The 22,266-nt window shown below is 39.4% G+C and carries 22 protein-coding genes; 13 read left to right on the top strand and 9 right to left on the bottom strand.

Annotation, left to right across the window (positions count from 1 at the left end; genetic code table 11):
* Window positions 1-30: 30 nt before the first annotated feature.
* From sigY to G8761_RS14405, 6 genes are all read left to right on the top strand, one after another.
* Window positions 31-600: an RNA polymerase sigma factor SigY gene (gene sigY, locus G8761_RS14430; protein WP_166027851.1), complete on the top strand. Its 570-nt coding sequence runs from the start codon at window positions 31-33 to the stop codon at window positions 598-600.
* The gene (locus G8761_RS14425) at window positions 542-889 is read left to right on the top strand and encodes a YxlC family protein (RefSeq protein ID WP_166027849.1); all 348 of its coding nucleotides are present in this window, start codon (window positions 542-544) and stop codon (window positions 887-889) included. The genes sigY and G8761_RS14425 overlap by 59 nt, the downstream gene beginning before the upstream one ends.
* On the top strand, window positions 886-1,086 hold the full coding sequence (locus G8761_RS14420; protein WP_166027847.1) for a sigma-Y antisigma factor component: 201 nt from the start codon (window positions 886-888) through the stop codon (window positions 1,084-1,086). The genes G8761_RS14425 and G8761_RS14420 overlap by 4 nt, the downstream gene beginning before the upstream one ends.
* A 15-nt stretch (window positions 1,087-1,101) precedes the next feature.
* Window positions 1,102-1,425, top strand: a complete 324-nt coding sequence (locus tag G8761_RS14415) for a YbjQ family protein (protein WP_166027845.1) — start codon at window positions 1,102-1,104, stop codon at window positions 1,423-1,425.
* A gap of 610 nt (window positions 1,426-2,035) precedes the next feature.
* Window positions 2,036-3,793 (top strand): ABC transporter ATP-binding protein, encoded by a 1,758-nt coding sequence (locus tag G8761_RS14410; RefSeq protein ID WP_166027843.1) that lies wholly within the window; start codon window positions 2,036-2,038, stop codon window positions 3,791-3,793.
* On the top strand, window positions 3,790-5,793 hold the full coding sequence (locus tag G8761_RS14405) for an ABC transporter ATP-binding protein (protein WP_166027841.1): 2,004 nt from the start codon (window positions 3,790-3,792) through the stop codon (window positions 5,791-5,793). The genes G8761_RS14410 and G8761_RS14405 overlap by 4 nt, the downstream gene beginning before the upstream one ends.
* Window positions 5,794-5,862: 69 nt before the next feature.
* Here G8761_RS14405 and G8761_RS14400 read toward each other — a convergent pair whose 3' ends face one another.
* A complete protein-coding gene (locus G8761_RS14400; protein ID WP_166027839.1) occupies window positions 5,863-6,483 on the bottom strand; it encodes an NAD(P)-dependent oxidoreductase in 621 nt (206 codons plus the stop codon).
* A gap of 309 nt (window positions 6,484-6,792) precedes the next feature.
* On the opposite strand from G8761_RS14400, the gene fumC reads away from it, so the two are divergent.
* Entirely contained in the window at window positions 6,793-8,172 is a 1,380-nt protein-coding gene (gene fumC / locus G8761_RS14395) for a class II fumarate hydratase (RefSeq protein ID WP_166027837.1), read from the top strand.
* Between the two features lie 83 nt (window positions 8,173-8,255).
* On the opposite strand, the gene G8761_RS14390 is transcribed toward fumC, so the two are convergent.
* Window positions 8,256-8,477 (bottom strand): alpha/beta-type small acid-soluble spore protein, encoded by a 222-nt coding sequence (locus tag G8761_RS14390; protein WP_166027835.1) that lies wholly within the window; start codon window positions 8,475-8,477, stop codon window positions 8,256-8,258.
* 318 nt (window positions 8,478-8,795) lie between these two features.
* Here G8761_RS14390 and G8761_RS14385 point away from each other — a divergent pair, with 318 nt between their 5' ends.
* The gene (locus G8761_RS14385) at window positions 8,796-9,038 is read left to right on the top strand and encodes a hypothetical protein (RefSeq protein ID WP_166027833.1); all 243 of its coding nucleotides are present in this window, start codon (window positions 8,796-8,798) and stop codon (window positions 9,036-9,038) included.
* A 239-nt stretch (window positions 9,039-9,277) separates the two neighbouring features.
* Here the strand turns inward: G8761_RS14385 and G8761_RS14380 are convergent, their stop codons facing one another.
* Window positions 9,278-10,390, bottom strand: a complete 1,113-nt coding sequence (locus G8761_RS14380; RefSeq protein WP_166027831.1) for an ABC transporter ATP-binding protein — start codon at window positions 10,388-10,390, stop codon at window positions 9,278-9,280.
* A gap of 108 nt (window positions 10,391-10,498) precedes the next feature.
* A complete protein-coding gene (locus G8761_RS14375; protein ID WP_166027829.1) occupies window positions 10,499-11,401 on the bottom strand; it encodes a PucR family transcriptional regulator in 903 nt (300 codons plus the stop codon).
* 216 nt (window positions 11,402-11,617) lie between these two features.
* Between G8761_RS14375 and G8761_RS14370 the strand changes: the two genes are divergently transcribed.
* Window positions 11,618-11,878 carry a metal-sensitive transcriptional regulator gene (locus G8761_RS14370; protein WP_166028054.1) on the top strand — a complete coding sequence of 87 codons (261 nt, stop codon included), beginning with the start codon at window positions 11,618-11,620 and terminating at the stop codon, window positions 11,876-11,878.
* Between the two features lie 319 nt (window positions 11,879-12,197).
* Here G8761_RS14370 and G8761_RS14365 read toward each other — a convergent pair whose 3' ends face one another.
* From G8761_RS14365 to G8761_RS14345, 5 genes are all read right to left on the bottom strand, one after another.
* On the bottom strand, window positions 12,198-12,416 hold the full coding sequence (locus G8761_RS14365) for a YheE family protein (RefSeq protein WP_166027827.1): 219 nt from the start codon (window positions 12,414-12,416) through the stop codon (window positions 12,198-12,200).
* A 74-nt stretch (window positions 12,417-12,490) separates the two neighbouring features.
* On the bottom strand, window positions 12,491-13,663 hold the full coding sequence (locus G8761_RS14360) for a YheC/YheD family endospore coat-associated protein (RefSeq protein ID WP_166027825.1): 1,173 nt from the start codon (window positions 13,661-13,663) through the stop codon (window positions 12,491-12,493).
* Window positions 13,660-15,024 carry a YheC/YheD family endospore coat-associated protein gene (locus G8761_RS14355; RefSeq protein WP_166027823.1) on the bottom strand — a complete coding sequence of 455 codons (1,365 nt, stop codon included), beginning with the start codon at window positions 15,022-15,024 and terminating at the stop codon, window positions 13,660-13,662. The genes G8761_RS14360 and G8761_RS14355 overlap by 4 nt, the downstream gene beginning before the upstream one ends.
* Entirely contained in the window at window positions 15,002-16,111 is a 1,110-nt protein-coding gene (locus tag G8761_RS14350) for a YheC/YheD family endospore coat-associated protein (RefSeq protein ID WP_166027821.1), read from the bottom strand. The genes G8761_RS14355 and G8761_RS14350 overlap by 23 nt, the downstream gene beginning before the upstream one ends.
* A gap of 12 nt (window positions 16,112-16,123) precedes the next feature.
* Window positions 16,124-17,497: a YheC/YheD family endospore coat-associated protein gene (locus G8761_RS14345; protein WP_166027819.1), complete on the bottom strand. Its 1,374-nt coding sequence runs from the start codon at window positions 17,495-17,497 to the stop codon at window positions 16,124-16,126.
* Window positions 17,498-17,884: 387 nt separating this feature from the next.
* Between G8761_RS14345 and G8761_RS14340 the strand changes: the two genes are divergently transcribed.
* From G8761_RS14340 to G8761_RS14325, 4 genes are all read left to right on the top strand, one after another.
* Window positions 17,885-18,238, top strand: a complete 354-nt coding sequence (locus G8761_RS14340; RefSeq protein ID WP_166027817.1) for a YlbF/YmcA family competence regulator — start codon at window positions 17,885-17,887, stop codon at window positions 18,236-18,238.
* A 348-nt stretch (window positions 18,239-18,586) separates the two neighbouring features.
* On the top strand, window positions 18,587-19,456 hold the full coding sequence (locus tag G8761_RS14335; RefSeq protein WP_166027815.1) for a Cof-type HAD-IIB family hydrolase: 870 nt from the start codon (window positions 18,587-18,589) through the stop codon (window positions 19,454-19,456).
* Window positions 19,457-19,661: 205 nt separating this feature from the next.
* Complete coding sequence (locus G8761_RS14330; protein ID WP_166027813.1) at window positions 19,662-21,173, top strand: coproporphyrinogen III oxidase; 1,512 nt, start codon at window positions 19,662-19,664, stop codon at window positions 21,171-21,173.
* A 233-nt stretch (window positions 21,174-21,406) separates the two neighbouring features.
* A complete protein-coding gene (locus G8761_RS14325) occupies window positions 21,407-22,198 on the top strand; it encodes an enoyl-CoA hydratase (protein ID WP_166027811.1) in 792 nt (263 codons plus the stop codon).
* Window positions 22,199-22,266 lie beyond the last annotated feature (68 nt).

Genomic DNA, 22,266 nt, shown 5'->3' with positions numbered 1-22,266 from the left:
ATACAGGGGAAAGTGAGGATTTAAAATCGAATGGACGACATTATAAAAAGTGCCAAGCAGGGTGACCATATTGCTTTTGCCATCCTGTTTAAAGAGAATTATCCATTCCTGGTGAAATACTTAATGAAAATCACTATGAATCCCGATGCAGCAGAAGAACTTGCCCAGGAAACAATGACAAAATGTGTTCAAAAACTACAGCTTTATAACGGGGAATCTAAATTTTCCACCTGGCTGATATCCATTGCCACGAACACATATATAGACCATTGCCGGAAGAAAAAGAGGGAGAAGGAGTGGCATCTTCAGGAAGAATCCTTCAGGAAACTAAAGTGGCATTTTGAAAGCAGGAATGAGGAATGGAACGACACCCTGTCCGCCTTGGGAAAATTGCCGGAGGAAGTGAGAATACCTATTATTTTAAAGCACTATTACGGATATCCTTATGAGGAAATAGGGAAAATGCTTAGAATTTCTGCAGGAACAGTGAAGTCAAGAGTTCATAACGGCATTATGTCAGTCAGAAGGGAGTTAAAAATCGATGAAGAAGCAGAAAATCGTAGCAATAGAGAACGAGCATCTAAACAAGGCAGATTCTAGAACGATTGATGAAATTATACAGGCCTTGGATAAAATTGATCATATACCGGTATATTCCCCTGACCTTCATTGGTTTGAACAAATGATTCTTAATGAAAAGCAGCAATATCAGAAAAAATTGATTAGGGATTTGAGTCTCTTTTTTATCATTGCCGCTTTTATCCTTACAGGAATTATTGTGTCCTTATCTCATAAGCCCATTGTTTTTATTGTCCTTCAGGCAGCAGGAATCATTTTTACTGCATCTTACACCGGCCTTCGCTTTAGCAGGAAGGTGAATGATATATGAATAAAGAAATGACACCTGGCCTAATCGTACTAGTTGCGATTATCTTATTATCTCAAAGCATCTTTTTGTTTTTGGATGCAAGAAAACGAAGCTATAACTACTGGCTCTGGGGCATAGTAGGGCTTATCCAGGCACCAATGCCTGTCCTGTTTTATTTAATCTTTGTTAGAAAAATTTTTACGAGAAAAGATGAATAATAGGGGGACACGTAAATGATTATTGTAACCACAGAATCTATTCCGGGGCTGGAAATTAAAAAGTGTCTGGGTCTCGTCAAGGGCAGCACGGTTCAGTCAAAGCACATTGGAAATGATATTATGGCAGGGTTAAAAACGATCATTGGCGGAGAAATAAAGGAATACACAGATATGCTGAATGAGGCGAGAGAAAAGGCTATCAGAAGAATGGAAGAAGAAGCGGAAAGCCTGGGGGCGAATGCTATTGTTGCAATGAGGGTTGCAACCAGTTCGGTTATGCAGGGGGCCTCAGAAATTATTGCATACGGGACAGCAGTGGCAGCAGAACAAAAAATTTAAAAGTTTCTGAAAATGGGAATTGACTTTCATTTATTCTGGTGTTAATCTTACAAAGGAAGAAAATTAAGGAAATGGAGGGGTTGCAAAATGTTGATGATCCAGGCTTTTCACTCATTAACTGAATATGAAATTATGAATGTAACCTGTCCATATAAGCTCCTTTTTTAATTTTAAAAAAGTATTCTTATGGCACGGGCTGCGTTCTTATACGCTTCCTGTGCCATTTTTAGTTTAATTTGTAATTTTGGTTTAACAAGGCATAGCGTACGTTAATTGCGTTATGCCTTTTTTGTTTTTTTGGGGAAACTATAGATTTTAATCTTGTGGATAATCTTAACTTAGTTAGTATAATCCAGCTTCAGCGCCCAGCCCCTCGGGTCATAAGCCACTTCACTCCAGAAATCAGGATTTCCTGCGTGATTCGTCTTATGCCTGTCGGGGCTGAACAGGGCGTTTGCGCGTTTTGTTTTGGAGACAATTGGTTAATTCCAGTTCTCAATAAATTTTTAGGAGGAAACGTTATGTATAATTTTACGGAAGTTCGGCTTGCTCATCTCGAGGGAAATCTCGATGGCGGATAGTTAAGGACACCTAAGGAGGAGATATTAATATGTTTTCAGTTTTAAAGAAGTTAGGCTGGTTTTTTAAAGAAAATTGGAAAAGATACGTTTTAGCTGTTTCCTTATTAATTCTGGTTGGAATTCTGGATGTTATTCCCCCAAAATTGATCGGAGCAGCAATTGATGATATACACTTTGGCAGGATGTCCGTTGGTAAAATCATTCATTATCTTGAGTTCTTGTTTTTAATAATGGTTTTTTCGTACGGAATTACTTATGTATGGATGTATAACCTATTTGGCGGTGCTTTTCTGGTAGAAAGAAAGCTTCGATCACAATTCATGGGGCACTTATTAAAAATGACTCCCTCCTTTTATGAAAAAAACAGGACGGGAGATTTAATGGCCAGGGCAACAAACGATTTAAAAGCCATTTCTAATACAGCAGGGTTCGGGATTCTGACCTTAATTGATTCCTCCGTTTGGATGATGACATTACTGTTTACGATGGGGTTTTTTATCAGCTGGAAATTGACCATAGCTTCAATTCTTCCTTTGCCAATAATGGCGTTGCTGATGAAAGTTTATGGGAATAGAATTCACACCCGTTTTATGGAGGCACAAGATGCTTTTGGTGACCTGAACGACCGGGTGCTTGAATCAGTTGCAGGTGTGAGGGTAGTAAGGGCATATGTACAGGAAAAGGCTGAAGAACAAACGTTTCATGAACTAACAGAGGATGTTTTTAATAAAAATATTAAAGTTGCAAGAATTGACTCTTTGTTTGACCCGACCGTTAAGATACTTGTCGGCCTAAGCTATTTAATCGGACTTGGATATGGTGCGTATCTAGTTTTTCATCAGGATATAACCCTTGGGGGACTTGTGTCTTTTAATGTATATCTAGGAATGCTGATTTGGCCTATGTTTGCAATTGGTGAGTTAATCAATGTTATGCAGCGCGGTAATGCATCTCTTGACAGGGTTCAAGAAACCCTTAATTACAAAGAAGATGTGAAAAGTCCGGAGCAGCCGGTAATGGTTTCTTCACCAGATAATATTAACTTTAATGAGGTTACCTTCCGTTATCCTTCCTCAGCATGGGATAATTTGCAAAAAATTAATATTCATCTTAATAAAGGTGAAACATTAGGGATTGTCGGGAAAACGGGCAGTGGCAAAACCACTTTTATAAAACAGCTTTTGAGAGAATATCCGCATGGAAAAGGTGCGGTTTCTATTTCAGATATACCCATTCAGGACCAGGAGCTGAATCAGGTTCGCGGCTGGGTTGGATATGTACCTCAGGATCATGTTCTTTTTTCAAAAAGTGTAAAAGAGAACATCTTATTTGGCAATAAGAATGCCACAGAGGAAGAACTCCAAAGAGCCATTGATTTATCTGCCTTTCGTAAGGATTTAGAGATGCTGCCTGAAGGTCTCGAGACACTCGTAGGAGAAAAAGGAGTTGCACTTTCAGGTGGGCAAAAGCAAAGGATTTCAATCGCCAGGGCGCTAATTAAGGATCCTGAAATCCTGATTTTAGATGATTCCCTCTCAGCGGTGGATGCAAAGACCGAAAAAAGGATCATTGATAATATCAGGGAGGTTCGTCAGGAAAAGACTACTATAATTGTTACACACCGGATGTCTGCAGTACAGCATGCCAGCCAGATTATTGTGCTGGATGAGGGCAGAATAATTGAAGAGGGAACACATGAGGAACTGATAGCGAAAAATGGCTGGTATAAAGAACAATTCATGCGTCAGCAAATTGAAGCAAACCAGGAAGAGGAGGTTTCAGCATGAGTACAGGAAAACAATTATTAAGCTACGCATTAACTTTTAAAAGAATTATAATTGCGGCCTTAATCATGCTGACCATTTCTGTGGCTGCAGACCTTGCAGGGCCGTTTATTGCCAAAACGGTAATTGATCAGCATATACTTGGTCTTGAATCTGTGTGGTATGAAGCGGGAAAAGGGGATAGTACCGTAAAGTTCCACGGAAGCTATTATAAGCGTGAAAAGTATTTTTCGGATAATGAAGAAAAAGGCAAGAGTGCAAGGATACTGCAGGCGGGAAGAAGCTTTGTCTTCATTAATAGCGATTTAAAGTTTGATGGCAAACGAAGCTTTAAGGATGGAAAACTGACCGTTCGGCAGGGAAAAAAAACAGCTGTTTATCAGGCGTTCCTATTATCCCCAGGTGAGGTGCTTGCTTTCTCGAGACCTGAAATACCAATGATTATTAAGCTTTTGGCTATTTATTTTGGACTGTTAGTTGTCTCTTCCATTTTTCAATACGGGGAAAAACTCTGGCTGCAGACATCTGCCAACCGAATTATTCAAAAAATGAGGGAGGACATCTTTAGCCATATTCAGAGGCTCCCAATAAAATATTTTGATAATCTTCCGGCAGGTAAAGTTGTTTCCAGGATAACAAATGATACAGAGGCCATTCGAGAGCTATACGTTACGGTACTGGCAACCTTTTTTACAAGTGCTATTTATATAGCCGGAATCTATATTGCCCTTTTTATCCTTAATGCTAAATTGGCAGCCATTTGCCTTCTCCTTCTGCCGATTCTGTATGGCTGGATGATTGTATACAGGAAGTATGCATCTAAGTATAATCAGGTCATTCGTTCGCGTGTAAGTGATATAAACGCTACTGTAAACGAATCCATTCAGGGTATGAATATTATTCAAGCATTCGGCAGAGAGAAAGAAACGCAGCAGGAGTTTGAAAAACTTAACAAGGAGCATTTTGTGTACCAAAATAAGATGCTGAATCTAAATTCAATGACCTCACATAACCTTGTCGGTGTATTGAGGAATCTTATTTTCCTAGCGTTTATTTGGTATTTTGGTGCTCAATCGCTTCAAGCAGATGCAGCTATTTCACTAGGTATGCTGTATGCTTTTATTGACTATATCAACCGATTGTTTCAGCCCGTCCAGGGAATTGTTAATCAGCTTGCAAATCTTGAGCAGGCTATTGTAGCAGGCGAAAGGGTATTTAAGCTCATGAATGAAGCTGGAGAGGATGTAAGTGAAGAAACCATTCCTCGGTATAAAGGCAATGTTGTTTTTAACGATGTATCCTTCGGCTACAAAGCTGATGAATATGTTTTAAAGAATATTAATTTTGAAGCGAATCATGGTCAAACCGTTGCCCTTGTTGGACACACGGGCTCCGGAAAAAGCTCAATTATGAATTTACTGTTCCGCTTTTACGACAGCAATAAAGGAAAAATAACCATTGACGGAAAAGATATTACAAGTTTGCCCCGCCAAGTGATACGGAAGCATATGGGGATTGTTTTGCAGGACCCGTATTTATTCACTGGAACCATTGCTTCGAATGTGAGCCTGAACGATCCTTTTGTCACACGAGAAAAGGTAGAAAAAGCACTGAAGGACGTTGGAGCTGAAAAAGTATTCAGGAATTTGGAGAATGGGTACGATGAGCCCGTCATAGAAAAAGGCAGCACTCTTTCAAGCGGCCAGCGACAGCTCATTTCCTTTGCCAGGGCGCTTGCCTTTGATCCAGCTATTCTAATTCTGGATGAAGCAACCTCCAACATTGATACAGAAACAGAGGCTATTATTCAAAAGGCTATGGATGTTCTTAAAAAGGGCAGAACCACCTTCATTATTGCTCACCGCTTGTCGACCATAAGAAATGCTGACCTTATTCTCGTTCTTGATCGCGGAAAAATAGTGGAGCAGGGAAACCATGAACAATTGATGGAACATCGCGGCCGATATTACCAAATGTATCAATTACAGCATAAAGCAGGATAAATAGAAGCCGGCCCCGAGATCAAGGAGGCCGGCTTTTTAGCTATTGGATTTGGATCAATTAAGCACGTTTCAATACGTCAAACCCACCCTGCAATTCAAAAATTCATTAGAAAAAAGCTGGCAGTATGTAAAGTCAGCTGTATCAAAAATAGAAATGGAAGAAGGATTATCTGGCAGCATGTTTTTTTCGAAGCGGTAAGTGCCTATTCTTTCCCCCACTGGTAAATAAGTAGGGCAAACAACAGTCCATATTAATCCCGAATCCTTTAAGAGTAGATATGCAAGTAAATGGTCTTCAGCATCTCTGGTGCTTGTCCTTCTTGATTCAGAGGATTGAAAACGATAGAGAGCAGGCTCAGACCGTGCCTGTAAAATTCCTGCTGTTCCAAGGGTAATGATTCTCTTGATGCCCTGATCTTTCATTGATTTGATAATAAAAGGCATTGACTGGGACAGAGTTTGATTCCCTCCGGTATTTAGAGCACTAATTACAACATCAGTATTAGCCATAGCATCGGACAAATCTTCAGCATTTAGGACAGAACCGTGCAGTACTTTTAAATTCCTTTCCGACCCTGTGATTTTAGTTAGGTCACGTACAAGGGCTTGAACAGAATGGTTCTCTTTTAACGCATTTTCTAAAATAATCGAGCCAACCCGCCCTGTGGCTCCTAAAAGGCAAATGTTCAATTAATATTCACTTCCTTGTCACTAAATTGAAACAATCTAGGCTGAGGGGAATTTTATTTGTATGGTACGTTGGTTAGTGTGTCACTAGTTAAATAAAACAGGGGGAGAGTGCGATGACAGATTTTTCTGTTACACTTGGTATTGGAAGCATCATGATACTTGTTTATTATATCGGATATATGGTCGCGAAACACTAAACTGTAAACAATCGTTTGCAGTTTTTTTCATAATATATACATTAAAAGAGGTTGAAAAGGGAAAAGGAAAAAGTGGATATTTACAAGTCTGTACATATTAAGGAGGATTTTTATGGCAGAGTTTAGAATCGAAAGGGATACTCTTGGAGAAGTCCAGGTACCTTCTGAAAAGTTTTGGGGAGCTCAGACTCAGAGGAGCAAGGAAAACTTTAAAATTGGGATTGAAAAAATGCCAAGAGAAGTAGTTTATTCTTTGGCATATATTAAAAAGGCCGCGGCAATTGTCAATCATCGTTCAGGCAAGCTGAAAGAAGTGAAAATGAAAGTAATCAGGGAAGTTTGTGATGAGATTATTGCGGGCAGATATGACGAACATTTTCCGCTGGCTGTTTGGCAAACCGGAAGCGGAACCCAAACAAATATGAATGTAAATGAAGTGGTTGCCAATCGGGCAAATGAAATCTTAAAAGGCCAGGGAAGTTCGGAAATCATACACCCAAATGATGATGTAAATATGTCGCAAAGCTCAAATGATACATTTCCTTCTGCCATGCATATTGCAGCGTATAAACTAGTAGTTGAAGATCTTATTCCTGCATTAAATGATTTAAAGAAAACCTTCACTGTAAAAGAAAAAGCCTATGATAAAGTAATAAAAATAGGCAGAACACATCTGCAGGATGCCACTCCTTTAACACTGGGACAGGAAATCAGTGGATGGAAGGCTATGCTCGAAAAAAATGAAAAAATGATTGGGGAAGCTGTATGTCATCTTCTTGATCTGGCCCTTGGCGGTACAGCGGTTGGTACAGGAATTAATGCGAGTCCTGTTTTTGGAAATGAAGCGGCATCAGTCATTGCGGAAAACACTGGACATCCTTTCCGTACCTCCCAAAATAAATTCCAGGCACTTACCAGTCATGATGAGATCGTCCATGTCCATGGCGCGTTAAAAGCACTAGCAGCCGATCTAATGAAGATTGCAAACGATATTCGGTGGCTTTCCAGCGGCCCCCGCAGTGGAATAGGAGAGTTGAAGATTCCGTCAAATGAACCTGGAAGTTCAATAATGCCAGGAAAGGTCAATCCGACGCAGAGTGAAGCCATGACGATGATTGCCTGTCAGGTATTTGGTAATGATGCAACGATTGCTTTTGCTGCTAGCCAGGGGAATTTTGAGTTAAACGTATTTAAACCTGTGATCATTTATAATTTAATCCAATCTATTAGGCTTTTGGCAGATGGGATGAAATCATTTAATGAAAACTGCGCCGTAGGAATTGAGGCAAACGAAGAGGTTATTAAGGCACATGTTAATCGATCCCTGATGCTTGTGACAGCCTTAAATCCACATATCGGTTATGAAAAAGCTGCTGAAATTGCTAAGCTGGCCTTTAATGATAATTCAACCTTAAAGGAAGCGGCTATCAAAACCGGATACTTAACACCAGAAGAATTTGACCAATGGGTTAACCCGGAAAGAATGGTATAGAGCCTTTTTGAAAAACTGAAAGCCCCCTCCATAATAGAAGGGGGCTTAGCCATATTATTTAGTTGGTGAAAATTTTCCTAGTCTTAGCGGAATCCGCCGCCAAGCTGTTGTTCAGCCATGCTTACAAGACGCTTAGTAATTTCTCCACCTACAGAACCGTTTGCGCGAGAAGTAGTTTCAGCACCCAATTGAACTCCAAATTCTTGAGCAATTTCCATTTTCATGGATTGAAGTGCTTGTTCTGCTCCTGGTACTAGTAATTGATTAGAATTTGAGGAATTGCTTCTAGTTGATTGATTAGCCATCTTGATTCATTCCCTCGTTTCATTTTTTTTTTTATGGCTGGGTTAGCTGGAATTGAACCAGCAGGCAAGAATATTTCTTGCTTACCAAAACCTGGTTTAACCCACCGATAGTAGGGGGTGGCCCTTGAGCCATCTGTAAAATCTGTGAATGCGTTTCTTTGTTAATCCTATTTTGTTTAATTCTTCTATGGATATACAAAAATATTTTAGGTAATTAATTCCTTTTTTAAATTACCTTATGTTTATGACTGAAAGATTTACATATAGGTAAGTTTAAGATATACACTAACGGCATTAAGAAGTGAAAGGAGATCTCTTATGGATGTTTGTCATTTATGTAATGGATTGAGAGAAGTACATGTTTCTTGCGGAATTTGCGGAAATGAAATGGCCGATAAGGGGAAAGAAATGGATTACTATGATGATTATAGTCCTTACATGCCTACTGATCTTATGAAAATGGAGGATGGTTTCCCCGATACCTATTCGGCCCATAAATGTCCGCACTTATTTACCTGCAGCAAATGCGGTAAAAATGAAACGATTTTAATAAAAGAATAACCCTGCCGATTTTGGCAGGATGATATATATTTATGCTTTTTTATATCTAGCTATAGTGCCCAGCGAGTTTTCATCTCTGATAGGCGTCCGCGAGTATCTTGCATAAGTGGAGCACGCAGGATAAGGAAAGCTTTGTCAGCTTTTTTGAGGAAGCAAGTCAGAAAGGCGTTGCCACAGGAAGTGGCAACGCCTTTCATCATAAACCTTAAGCCGCTTAACGGGCACTTTTGCATTTCTTATTATTTCTCATTAGTTGGACGAAGACGAAGTTCAGATTCAGCGTCGAAGAAATGAGCTTTATTCATATCAAATGCAAGCTCCATTTTATCTCCAGGCTGGATATCTGTGCGGGAATCTACGCGAGCTACAAAGTCCTGGCCGCCAAAGTTAGAATAAATCATAGTTTCAGCACCAGTCAGTTCAGAAACATCAATGTTAGCTAGGATTTTGGAACCTGAAGAAGCATCAATGAAGATTGGCTCGTCATGGATATCTTCAGGACGTACGCCAAGAACAATTGGTTTGCCTACATAACCTTGCTCGCGAAGGTATTTCATTTTCCCTTCTGGAACAGCTACAGAATCATTGCCGATAACAAATTTGCTGTCCTGAAGAGTTCCGCTAAAGAAGTTCATTGCAGGCGAGCCGATGAATCCGCCAACGAATACGTTTTCTGGTTTCTCATAAACTTCTTTAGGTGAACCAACCTGCTGGATAATACCATCTTTCATAACAACAAGGCGAGTAGCCATTGTCATAGCTTCAGTCTGGTCGTGTGTTACATAGATAGTAGTAGTTTGAAGGCGTCTGTGTAATTTTGCAATTTCAGCACGCATTTGTACACGAAGCTTAGCATCAAGGTTGGAAAGCGGCTCGTCCATTAAGAATACTTTTGCATCACGTACGATTGCACGTCCAAGGGCAACACGCTGGCGCTGACCACCAGATAGAGCCTTAGGCTTACGGTCAAGATATGGTTCCAAACCAAGAATTTTAGCAGCATTTTTTACACGTTCGTCAATTTCAGCTTTAGGGAACTTACGAAGCTTTAAACCAAAAGCCATGTTATCATAAACGCTCATATGAGGATAGAGTGCATAGTTTTGGAATACCATTGCGATATCACGATCTTTTGGAGCTACATCGTTAACGCGTTTTCCATCAATGGAAAAATCACCTTTTGAAATTTCTTCTAAGCCAGCGATCATACGAAGAGTTGTAGATTTACCACATCCTGAAGGACCAACGAAAACGATAAATTCTTTGTCTTCGATGTGAAGATTAAAATCACTAACTGCTGTTACTTTATTATCATAAATTTTATAAATGTGATCGAGTTTTAATTCAGCCATTTATAACAGCCTCCAATATTTTTCTATATTTATAGTGTATAAAAAAAAGCCCATTAACGTAATGGACAACATGCACAAAAATGTAAGGGCTTTTTTATGCACTATGTTTTATAGGCTTTCGGAAATGGCTGAAAGCTGACAGGCTAGATAAACCGTAAAAGCACCATTAAAGTCCTTTAATTGTATCCCTGTCTTTTCAGTGAATTTCTCCAATCGGTATTGGAGGGTATTCCGGTGAATGTACAATTTTTTAGCAGTCAGACTTGCATTTGAATTATTCTCAAGAAAAACCAGAATGGTTGTGAACATTTCAGGGTCTTCATTAAAAACTCCACAAATGGTGGTGAACAATTCCTGCTTAATCTTTTCAGGTAAATGGAAAGCCACGTAGGATGGACAAATACGTTCATAGGTGAAAGTAGATAATCTGCCGGGTATATAACGTGAATAGGAAAAATATTCTTTTTCCTCTTGTAGTAAAACCCGGAGTTGGGAATCCATTTCATGGTACTTACCTAAATAGAAGGCGGTTTTCACGTAAAAATCCGTTTCAAGCGTTTCTGACATTGCCTCGAATTCTTTTTCCGTCATGCTGATTTTTCCTTTGTTTTCAATGATAATTCCTGAATGATCATTTTCCCAAAGAACAATAACATCTTCAGAACAAAATCCTTTAATTGCTGATTCCAATTCAGGCTGGTCAAATACCTCACCGCTAATTTGAAACTGGATAAAGCGGATTTTAGAACCGCTAGGAAGTGCCGGTGGCTCGCCGCCTAAAAACAAATACTCGTTCCAGCTTTTTGTTATAGGAGGAAGGGTGGCATCATCACTAAAAGTATATAGTGTTTTAAGAAGCAAAAGTTCTTTTTTTCCTATTTCCTGTCTTGGAATAGCAACCCACTCTTTATGTTCTTCATCATAGAACAAATAATGATCATTAAAGGAAACGTCAGGGGGAGCTGCTGAGAATAATGCATTGGGATATAAGGATAGGATTTTTTTTAACATGATTAGTTCCTCATTTATAGCCGTATAGTATTTCAAAAGGCATTGAAAGAGTTTATGTTATTATTGTTAAACCTTTCTTGTCTATTATAACAGTTGAAACATAGGGAAAAAAATAATAGCATAAAGCATTATGCACAGTTAAAGTTAGGAAAACGGGCCTGATAAATGTATAATTAAAAGGATAAGGAGGTCGTGTTCGTGGCAGAGATTCAGCATTTGGAATATTCACAGGAAATGAAGAACAGGTTGAAGCGCATTGAAGGACAGGTACGCGGAGTTATCAGAATGATGGAAGAAGATAAACATTGCAAGGATGTTGTAACGCAATTGTCGGCCGTCCGTTCAGCTGTTGATCGTGCTATTGGATATATTGTGGCCAAAAACCTGGAGTCTTGTATCATAGAAGCAAAAAGTGAAGGTGTTTCCGCAGAAGATGCTATTCAGGAAGCAGTAAATATGATTGTAAAAAGCCGCTAACCAGGCTTTCCATTAAACAGTTCAAAAGCTGGCCTAAGGGACCAGCTTTTTATTTTTAGGCTTTGTTAATTATGCCTGTTGATTTCCGCTCCCGGCGCTATGCACCTGTGGGGTCTCCCTTGGACCGCTTTTCCCGCAGGACATTGAATAGCTTCCTTGAAATCGCCCACGCACGAGGAAATGCGATAGCGTTTCCGAGGAGTCTAGCGCCTCTGCTTCATTCAAAATAAGGAAAAATCAACAATAAGCTTTAACAGAGCCTATTTTTAAAGAAGTACCCATGATTCTTCGAGGAACCCTGGCATATGCCCTTTGGCGATCATCTTTGGTTATCATAGACGTGGAACAGCATTAACTCATGAAGCTGTTTGATTAAATCAGTTTCGTCCTCTTTTTCTGGATTAACTCCGGCCCATTCCACACTTCCATCTTGATGATAAATACCTGAAAATTTTTGTCTTTTAAAGTAAAAAGAAAATTGCCAGCCTGGCATATTTTTGTTTTCAAATAAAGATTTAAATTGAAAATGTGACAGCATGATTATCATCTCCCTGTAACCATTTTACCTTTTCTGCCGCCACACGTGAACTTTTTTCTGCTAATTAAGACATTTCAACCATTTAGCGATTGAGAAAACAATCTGCATAAATTCTTTATTCTTTTATTCTCGATTTCCTGTTCATCAAAGCTCATCGGTTTAGAATTTATTTCAAATAAATAATATTTCCCCTTACTGCTTACTCCTGCGTCTATTGAAAACTCACCAAAAAATCCCCAATGATCTGACAGCCATTTGCCTGCTTCTTCAACCACAGTTTTTATAAAGTGGTCATGTTCCTTTGTCCTAATTTCTTCATAAGGCCTTATACTGCCTCCGTGTGGTACATGGGTGGTGATGGCCTGAATGGCCGATTGCCTGATTCCCACACCAGTTACTTCATAACCAGAAAAATTAGCATGAGCTAGTATTCTGAAGTCGTTACGATATCCACCAAGAGACAAAGGCTTGATAGCCTCCTGAGCAAAGTACTTTCGAGATTGCAGAAGAGAACCCCATTGATCCCAAAACTCTTCAATATTCAGGAAAGTTTCCCTATGGCTGCAGCTTCGGAAAAGGAGGCATTCCTTGCTGTATTCAAGTTTATAAAGTCCTTTTCCACTTGCTGATTCAGGTGACTTTAAATATATGGAATTATATTTGTTCAAAAAGGTTGCAATACTGTTTTTATTCTCTATTGGTTTAGTGTCAGGAAGGAAAGCCTTTAGAATGGGATGTTCCTGGAGAAGGAGGTAAAGCTGGAATTTATTAATAAACCCTGGATTAAAAAATGGAATGTTTTTGTCCTTTAGAAGATCGAGAAGTTGTTTATAATCACTTTCCTTTTCATTTCGGCGGAAAGGTATCCGGTTGTAGACAACGTCGGGATACGGAACAATCATCTGTTCCCATGCCTTTTGATCAGGTGAATAGATGAACCCTTTTATCTGGTTATTACTGATATCGCCTGCCGTAAATACAAAACTGCAGCCTTTTAACCGCAAAAGCTCCTCTTGTATTCTAATAAAGAGAGAGCCATTTCCCGCCAGAGTATTGTCCTTCTTTCTTCCTGTCAAAATACCAACTAAAGGACCAGCATGCTGATCCTTTACATTTAAATCAAGACAGAAGGAGCCAGGGTTTATGAAATTTCGCTGAGCCAATAACTCTCTCGTTCCCCCAAATGAAATAGCTTCCTCGTTTGTGTGGAACCAGCTAGACTCGCTATTACTATAATAAATTTTCATTTGAAAATTTCCTCAGGATAATAAATGGCTTGTTCGGTTAGATAGATAGCAAAAGCAATTGATAGCTTCCTAGTCAGCAAGTCAAATCCTTTAAGCTCTGGATGGCTAAAAATAGATCTTCCAGGTTTTGAATTTGCTTCAAAAAGCCAAACCTTTCCGTCACGGCCCACTCCCAGGTCAAAGCCAATTTCACCGATGATTCCTGCCATGTTTTTTTCAAGAGACCTGCTTAAAAGCAGAGCAGCTTCGGATAGACTTTTGCATAAATCCCGGCTTTCGGCTGGAGGGAAGATTTCCTCCGGGGTTTTAATGACTCCTCCATTTTTTAAATGAGTGGTCACACTTCCTGGCCCGGCAATTTTAGCCGCTATCGCTGTTACTTTCCAAAAGCCCTTATCATCTTTGTTTGTATGAACCCTGAAATCAATTTTTCTCTGTTCATTTTTAATAAGGCTGATTCCTTGTTGAACAAGAATGCTGTTCAGGCGTTTACTTCCAAAAACAGTATTAAAAAGGCCATCAAGAGTTGCAAACTTTCTTAGCCTGTTTACGCCGTCACTGTCACAATACCTGCAATAGTAGGCGGCATCCTGCTCATCAAAGATAATTTGATGAATGCCCAGGCCAAGGCTTCCATTTATAGGCTTCAAGTAGACGTGACTGTGCCTGGCCAGCAGTTCTCTTACTTGTGATACTGAGGAAAAAGCCTGGGTTTCAGGTAAATACTCCCTTACAGTTCGATCCTGAATAAGGCCATTGAATACATCCAGTTTATTAAAGAACCCAGGATTATACCACGGAATAAGATAGTCGTTTTGAAGTCTTTCTTTTACTTTACGGAGGATCGAGTTATTCTCCGTTTTTCGATTAGGCAAGCGGTCGTAAATAACATTTGGGAAGGGAATTTCATGGATTTCCCATCCGTTTTCGTGATAAAAGAATCCCTTTATAAGGCCGCGATCCCAATCGATATGCTGTTCTCCAAACATAAAAGGCAGTGCGCCCACCATTTGTTTTACAGAAAGAAGCTTTGAAAAGAAAAGGGATCTTTCACCAATAGGTCTAATGGAAAATGGGGTAAATCCAGCTGTAAAAATTCCAACAAGCGGGCCAATAAACAGGGTTTGGTTTTCAATAAAAACATGAAGAGGAATTTTATAGTCAGGAAAATAAATCATCTCGGCTACTTTTTTTCCAAAAACAAATTTCTCTTTCCTTTCAGGATGAGGAATAAAGTTTACTTCTATTGATTGTGATCCGAATGTCAGTTTTTTAATATTACGTCCTTCTAAAAGAGAAGGAGGACAATAGACAGTTGTCTGATTGGAATCCGAGATTTCAATGAGATAACGTTTTCGCATGATAGTGCTTCCTTTCCTTAAGGCCGCTGCCAGAAATGTAACTGCCATATAATAAAGGAGCCTGATAAAGTGTCTCCTTCAATTCCTCATGTAATTTTAAAATAACTTTCCTTCCCGGTTTTGAGTTCACATCAAGGATCCAAACAGAACCATTTTTTGCTACTCCAATATCAATGCCTAATTCAAATAGTGGCAAGAACTCTTTTTCAAGCAAATGGGGAAGGTGCTGGATAATATAATCTATTTCAGTACTAATATATTCCCAGCCATGGGCAGGAAGTGTTCCAATCCAGTGATTATAATCTACGAGCCGTCCGCCGGCACTTAAATTGGACAATAATCCTCCGGTGTTCCCTATCCTAATCCCGCGTCCCCGTTCAGACCAATTACCATTCTCATCCTTTTGCAGAAACACCCTAACATCAAAGGGCTCCAAATCTTTATTGGAAAGCTCCAAATATGGCTGAAGCAGATATTTTCGGCTTTCAAGCAGCTGATCAAGCCAATGTACGAGCTTAGTTTCGTTAGGGAATATCCGGGAAATGATCTTTTTTTGTTTTTCGGTTTTGACATGGAAGTTCCTGTCGTTTTTCTTCACATAATAAATTCCATAACCTTGAGCCCCATTTATTGGCTTTAAGATAAGCTTTTCCTGCCTTTTCAGTTTCTCCAATACCATTTCTGAATTTGTTGCCTCTATAGAAGGGGGCAGATATGGCGCTAAAAGGGTATTTGATAGAGCGCTGTTAAGTTCAAGTTTATTGGGAAGGCCATATCCCAGAAAGGTAATATCGCTTCTGCTTTTTAGCCATGCAACGATTGGAATACACTGTTTGGAATGTTCATCATCTCCGTAAAAACAGCGATCATAGAGGAGTTCAGGTAAAGGGAATTCGCACTCCTTCCAGGATTGGATTTCCGATTCATACTTAAGTCCATTTACCTGGTGTGTCACGGGATTTATTTGGGAAGGTATAAAACGGAAGCAATCGATTCCGTTTAATGCTGCCCGGCTGGCTATCTGATTAATATAGTCCGCCTCACTTACAAGATTTAATGAAATAATACCAAAGGCTGATTTTTTCATTAATTACTCCTCCTATTCGGACAAAGCTTCAAAAGCCAGCTTTGTGCAATATTTAATGATAGATCTCGCCGAGGGGCGAATCTTTTTCTCGGGTTCTTCAAAATTTTTCGAGGGCTTTGAATTGACCTCGATGAGCCACAGGTTCCCCGCCTTATCAACCCCGATATCTACACCTAATTCCCCTGTTAATCCCGCAGATTTGCTGCTTAAGATACCTGCTATTTCGATAGATAACTCCTTCATTAATGATATAATTTCCCGCGCAGTGTCCCGGGGGAAAATATGGGAAAGTGCAGCCAAAGGTTTCATTATTTCTCCGCCCCGGGCAATGTTGGAGACAAATTGCTTTTCACCGGAGATTCTGGCAACAAGAGAAGTGACCTCCCATAGTTCCTGAAAGTTCTTATGGCACAGTACCCTGAAATCCATTGTTCGTGAATGGAAAGAGGTAAGTGAAATTCCTTGCTGTACTATATAAATTTTATTATTAATAATTTGTTTTAAGTGATCATAGACAGCTTCCGGTGATTCTTTTTTAATAAACTTGTCTGTCATGGAGGTTAGAGAGCTTTGTATGTTAAAAATCTCATCTTCCTTTGAAATCTTTAGAATTCTCCTGCCCTGGCTACCATGAACTGGTTTAACGAAAACAGTATCGTGCTGGCTGATCATGTTAACCAGGTTTTCATTTGAAAATATTTTGGTTTCAGGCAGGTAAGGATGTATAAAATCTTCCTGTAAGAGGAGGTTATAAACTTCCCATTTTGGGAGAAAACGGTCATTAAAAAAAGGGATTTTCAAGGAATTTATACATTTATAAAAAGAGAGAAAGATTTTATGATATTCTAGTTTCCGGGAATGTATTCTGTTATAGATCACATCCGGAAGAGGGAAATTTCCTGCGATCCATTTTCCGTCTTTATGGTAATAACCTTGAATTCCTGTTTCTGAAAAGCCCTGAAGGGAAAAGACATAGAAAAATCCCCCTGTTTCCGCGATGCCATGATGGAGTTCTTCGCAAAAGGCGTGGATAGACCGAAAGTTAGGTTCTTTATTCTCATTAATTTCAAAATCTGTTAAAAGCCCGATTACGGGCCCAACAAGGATGGTATTATTTTTTGCTGTATATTTGGCGAGATATCTTCCGTCTGGTTCAGGCAGGGTAAAGGTTTCCAAAAGTTTTTTGGGGATTTGGATCCCCCCCGGAATCAGGTCAGCTGATTGGACCAAAACTTCACTTGAGCAGGAGCCAATCTTGAATTGGATAACAGAATTGGACTTGAGATTCCATTTTCTTAAAACCTTGCGGCATATTTTGACGTATGCTTCCTCTTCAGGGGTATGGCCAGTTTCAACAATTGTTACAGAAGTTAATGATAAAACCATAAACACTCCCCATTTGCCCGCTGCCAAGGCACAATTTTCACTTAAAAGATGTCCCGGCTAAAAATGGGCTAAAGCTGATATAGCATCCTATGAAACATATGTAAAATTCGTGAGTTAAACTTCGGAAAGGCAGATGGATAGGAGTAATTTTTTATTCATGGCGGCAATCGGAGCTCTCCTAACCACCAAGTGATAAGCCATGATTTTTGGCATTATCAGCAGTGATTTAAAAATGCTTACGCTGTTCGAAGCTTTATTGGGAGGATTAATCGGCATTTTCCGAGGGAGCTTTGCTGTTTTTTTTTAGCTGAGGTAGGCACCCGCTCGCTTTTGAGTGCATAGTTTGTTATAGTTGAAAGGAATTGCCTATAAAAAGGAGTGTTTATAATGGCAGTAAACCTATATGATGCAGCACATGAATTAGAAAACCTCATCCGTCAAAGCGATGAATATAAAAGTCTAAAAAATATGTATGATGCAGTAAATGCAGATCCACAGGCAAGGATTATGTTTGATAACTTCCGACAAATTCAAATGAATCTGCAGCAAAAACAAATGATGGGACAGGAAATCAGCCCTCAGGAAGTCGACCAGGCCCAAAAGACAGTGACGCTTGTTCAGCAAAATCCAAAAATTGCTGGTCTTATGCAGGCTGAGCAAAGGATGGGAATGGTTATTGGCGAACTGAACCAACTCATTATGAAACCCCTCGAGGAATTATACGGAGTTCAGCAAAGATAAGTTTGAATAAAGAGAAGATCTGGCCGAGAGCCAGATCTTTTTTTGTCTCTACTATAAAACTGATGATTGTAAGGGGAACTGTGAACTTCCCGAAAATGCAATCGCCTTTCCTTTGGGGGTGCTTATTCAAGGATGCTAATTCAATGATCTGTGGAAAAACGGACTGGCAAGGCACCACAGCGAGGTATGAGTGAAGGCTTGTCAGTTCGTCCGCGGAAAGAGTTAGGATTCCCTAAAAATAAGCAATATTTATTTTGTTTTAATAAGGAGTGGACTGCTGTTCTATTACAAAAGAAATCGTCATACAAGTGATATAGGGACATTTCACCATGAATAGGGGGCAGCCTAATGATTTATCGCATGCTTGCTTTAAATATTGACGGAACGCTGCTGCAAAGCAATGGAAAACTTCATAAATCAACTAAGGAAGCCATTGAATATGTGCAGCAAAAGGGTATATATGTTACCCTTGTTACCTCAAGGAGTTTTCCTTCTGCAAGAAAAGTTGCCAGGGCATTAAAGCTAAGGTCCCTGCTGGTCTCCCATCAGGGAGCCTATATTGCAAGTGCCCAGGAAAAACCTTTCTTTGTTAAAAGAATTTCTGAGGATATCACATATGATACGGTCCGCTTTCTTGAAGGCTTTCCTTGCCAGATACGTTTAGTGCATGAGCAATTTTCGCTTGCAAACAAGCAAAAGATCAATAACGATCTGCTGGTAAAAACAGTCTTTACAACAGGTGACCCTGCTTTTTATTCACAGCAATTTGTTGATTCAGTAAGCGAATCATTGACCGAAAACCCAGTATCACCACCAAAAATAGAAGTGTATTTTGAAGAGGAAGAAGACCTTCACGATTCAGTAAAAGCATTAAAAAGTATGTTTACAGAAATAGAGTTAATTGAAATTAATCCGGTTAGGCTTGATATTGTTCCCGCTGGCATTTCAAAATTAAGCGGGCTCATATTTCTTTGTGACCATCTTGGTATCAGCCAAAGTGAAATGGTTGTTATCGGAGACAGCAAGGATGATATAACCATGATTGAAGCTGCAGGTTTGGGAGTAGCCATGGGAAATGCCCCTTATGAGGTTAAGAAGGCGGCTGACTGGATAACAAGATCAGAAAATGAACATGGTGTAACCTATATGGTAAAAGAACATTTCCGAAAGCAACAGCCTATAGATTTTTTAAAGAAAATGAAGATTATAAAAAAGTGATCAAGTGGAAAGCATCCTGATTCTCTCTGGATGCTTTTTGGTATTTTATGAATTGAAATGACATTTAAGATAATTTTGATCAGGTTAATCTTTATTTCAGATTTCTTTAGAAGTATTTCCTTTTCGCAATATATTCCAGGTTATTGACCCGACATTCAGGTTTTTGTACACTAAAGAAAGTATCTTTTTAAAGGTGGTCGGCACATTGAAAATAAAGATTTTGGGTATTGAGGACGAGCGGTTCGAACGTCCGCTTCGGTTAATTGCCAATTTGTTTTTCGAAGAAACGGAAATTTATATAAATCAAAACACCGAGGCTGACCTAGTTGTTGAATTTGAATTAAAGCAGGAAGATGACATTAAGGTAAAAGCCAAAATGGAAAATGAACAAGGACAGGTCTTTGAGGCTTCTTATAAAAAGGAACAGAATTATTCGGCCTCCTCAAAAGATCAATTTAAACAGGTGAAAAATGCTGTTTCACATGCTTACCTAACAATTTTGCAGGATTATACCGGCATTGTTCAAAAGTGGGGAATTTTAACGGGTGTACGCCCCACAAAGCTTCTTCACCGACAGGTACAGCAGGGTGTTCAAATAGATATCGCCCATCAAAGGCTTAAGGAAGAATATCTTATTACAGATGAAAAGATTAATTTGATGCAGGAAATCGTAAATAGGCAGCTTGCTATTGTACCTGATTTATACGATTTAAAAAAGGAAGTAAGCATCTATATCGGTATCCCATTTTGTCCAACAAAATGTGCCTACTGCACTTTTCCTGCTTACGCTATTAATGGCAGACAGGGTTCAGTGAACTCCTTCCTTGGAGGCTTGCACTTTGAAATGCGGCATGTTGGGGAGTGGCTGAAGAAAAAAGGGATAAGAATTACCACCGTTTATTATGGAGGGGGTACTCCGACCAGCATCACAGCTGAAGAAATGGACATGCTTTATGAGGAAATGTATGAGTCCTTCCCGGATGTAAAAAACATACGAGAAGTCACAGTTGAAGCGGGCAGACCCGATACAATTACTCCTGAAAAACTGGATGTGCTTAAAAAATGGAATATTGACCGGATTAGCATTAATCCGCAATCCTACATCCAGGAAACATTGAAGGCTATCGGCAGGCACCACACGGTTGAAGAAACAATTGATAAATTCAATCTTGCACGTAAAATGCATATGAACAATATTAATATGGACCTGATTATAGGACTCCCTGGCGAAGGGGTTCCGGAATTTACGCACACACTTAATGAAACGGAAAAACTAATGCCTGAATCGGTGACAGTGCATACCCTATCATTCAAACGTGCTTCGGAAATGACAAGGAATAAAGACAAATATAAAGTGGCTGACAGAAATGAAGCAGAAAAGATGATGCTGCTTGCAGAAGATTGGACCAAAAGCCATGGCTATTCCCCTTATTACTTGTACCGCCAGAAGAATATTCTTGGAAACCTTGAAAATGTTGGCTATGCTCTTCCTAATCAGGAAAGTATTTATAATATAATGATTATGGAAGAACTCCAAACCATTATTGGTCTAGGCTGCGGTGCATCAAGCAAATTCATACATCCGGTAACAGGTGAAATCACCCATTTTGCCAATCCGAAAGACCCTAAATCTTATAACGATAGTTTTGAGGATTATACCTCTAAAAAGCTGGCGATTTTAGAAGAACTATTTAGTGAAGAAAGCTCCCCCGTTTAAACGGGGGCTTTTTAGATTGAGCCTTGGTTTTTATGGCTTCCTGAATTTCAGCCCAATTTCCTTGGGAAGTTCTGAGGCAAGGAGAGGTTATCATCATTCTTATTGTTCTCAAACCTTTCACATAGTAAACTCAATTGGTTTATAACATCTTAATAGAATAAAAGTACAGCTTTTCTTGTTTGAAAGTTTTCTATATTATAATAATTAAGAAGAAAGTAATGGGAGGCGTTGGGGTGAGCGTTAATTTTGAAACAGAAAAAGTAAATGTCACTGTGAATGGGCGAGTTGCAAATGTAGAATTGAACAGGCCGGAGACTTTAAACGCAATGGATAAAGAAATGATTAAAGGGCTGGTATGTGCTCTTAAAGAAATTAGCGACTCGGATGACATTGATATTGTTGTTTTAACAGGAAGGGGAAAGGCTTTCTCATCCGGCGGGGATATTAAGTCCATGATTACGATGAAGGATGAAAGCGATTTCTTCCCTATAATGGAATGTATTAGTGATTTAATAATTACCCTTTACAACATGCCAAAACTCACTTTAAGTGCGATTAATGGTCCTGCAGCAGGACTTGGTTTTAGTTTGGCTTTGGCAACAGACCATATTATTATGCATGGGCAGAGCAAAGTTGCAATGAATTTTATTGGCATTGGGCTTATTCCAGATGGTGGTGCCCACTTCTTTTTGGAAAAAAGATTAGGGGAAGTCAAAGCTAAACAGCTTATTTGGGAAGGTAAATCTTTAACCGCCGAAGAGGCCTTCACTCAGGGTCTTATTCAAGAGATAGCTGAAAATGATTTAAAGGAAGCGGTGGAACTGCGTATCCGGGAATGGCTAAGCAAACCTGTCCAGGCAATGATAAAAACCAAGAAGATTCTTGCGGAAAAGAATCGTCCTCAATTATTAAAAATGCTCGAGCTTGAAAAATATGGGCAGTTTAAAATGAGGCAAACACAGGATCACTTGGAAGGAATCCAGGCTTTTGCAGAGAAGAGAAAACCTAATTTTATTGGGAAATAAGAGAAGCAAAGAGTCCAACACAGATAGGATGCTGTGGGCTGTAGAAGCCAAGTACAAAAACCCGCCTG

This window comes from Neobacillus terrae, assembly GCF_011393025.1.
GTDB classification, from domain to species: Bacteria; Bacillota; Bacilli; order Bacillales; family Cytobacillaceae; genus Neobacillus_A; species Neobacillus_A terrae.
This window is presented reverse-complemented; position numbering and strand designations above follow the sequence as displayed.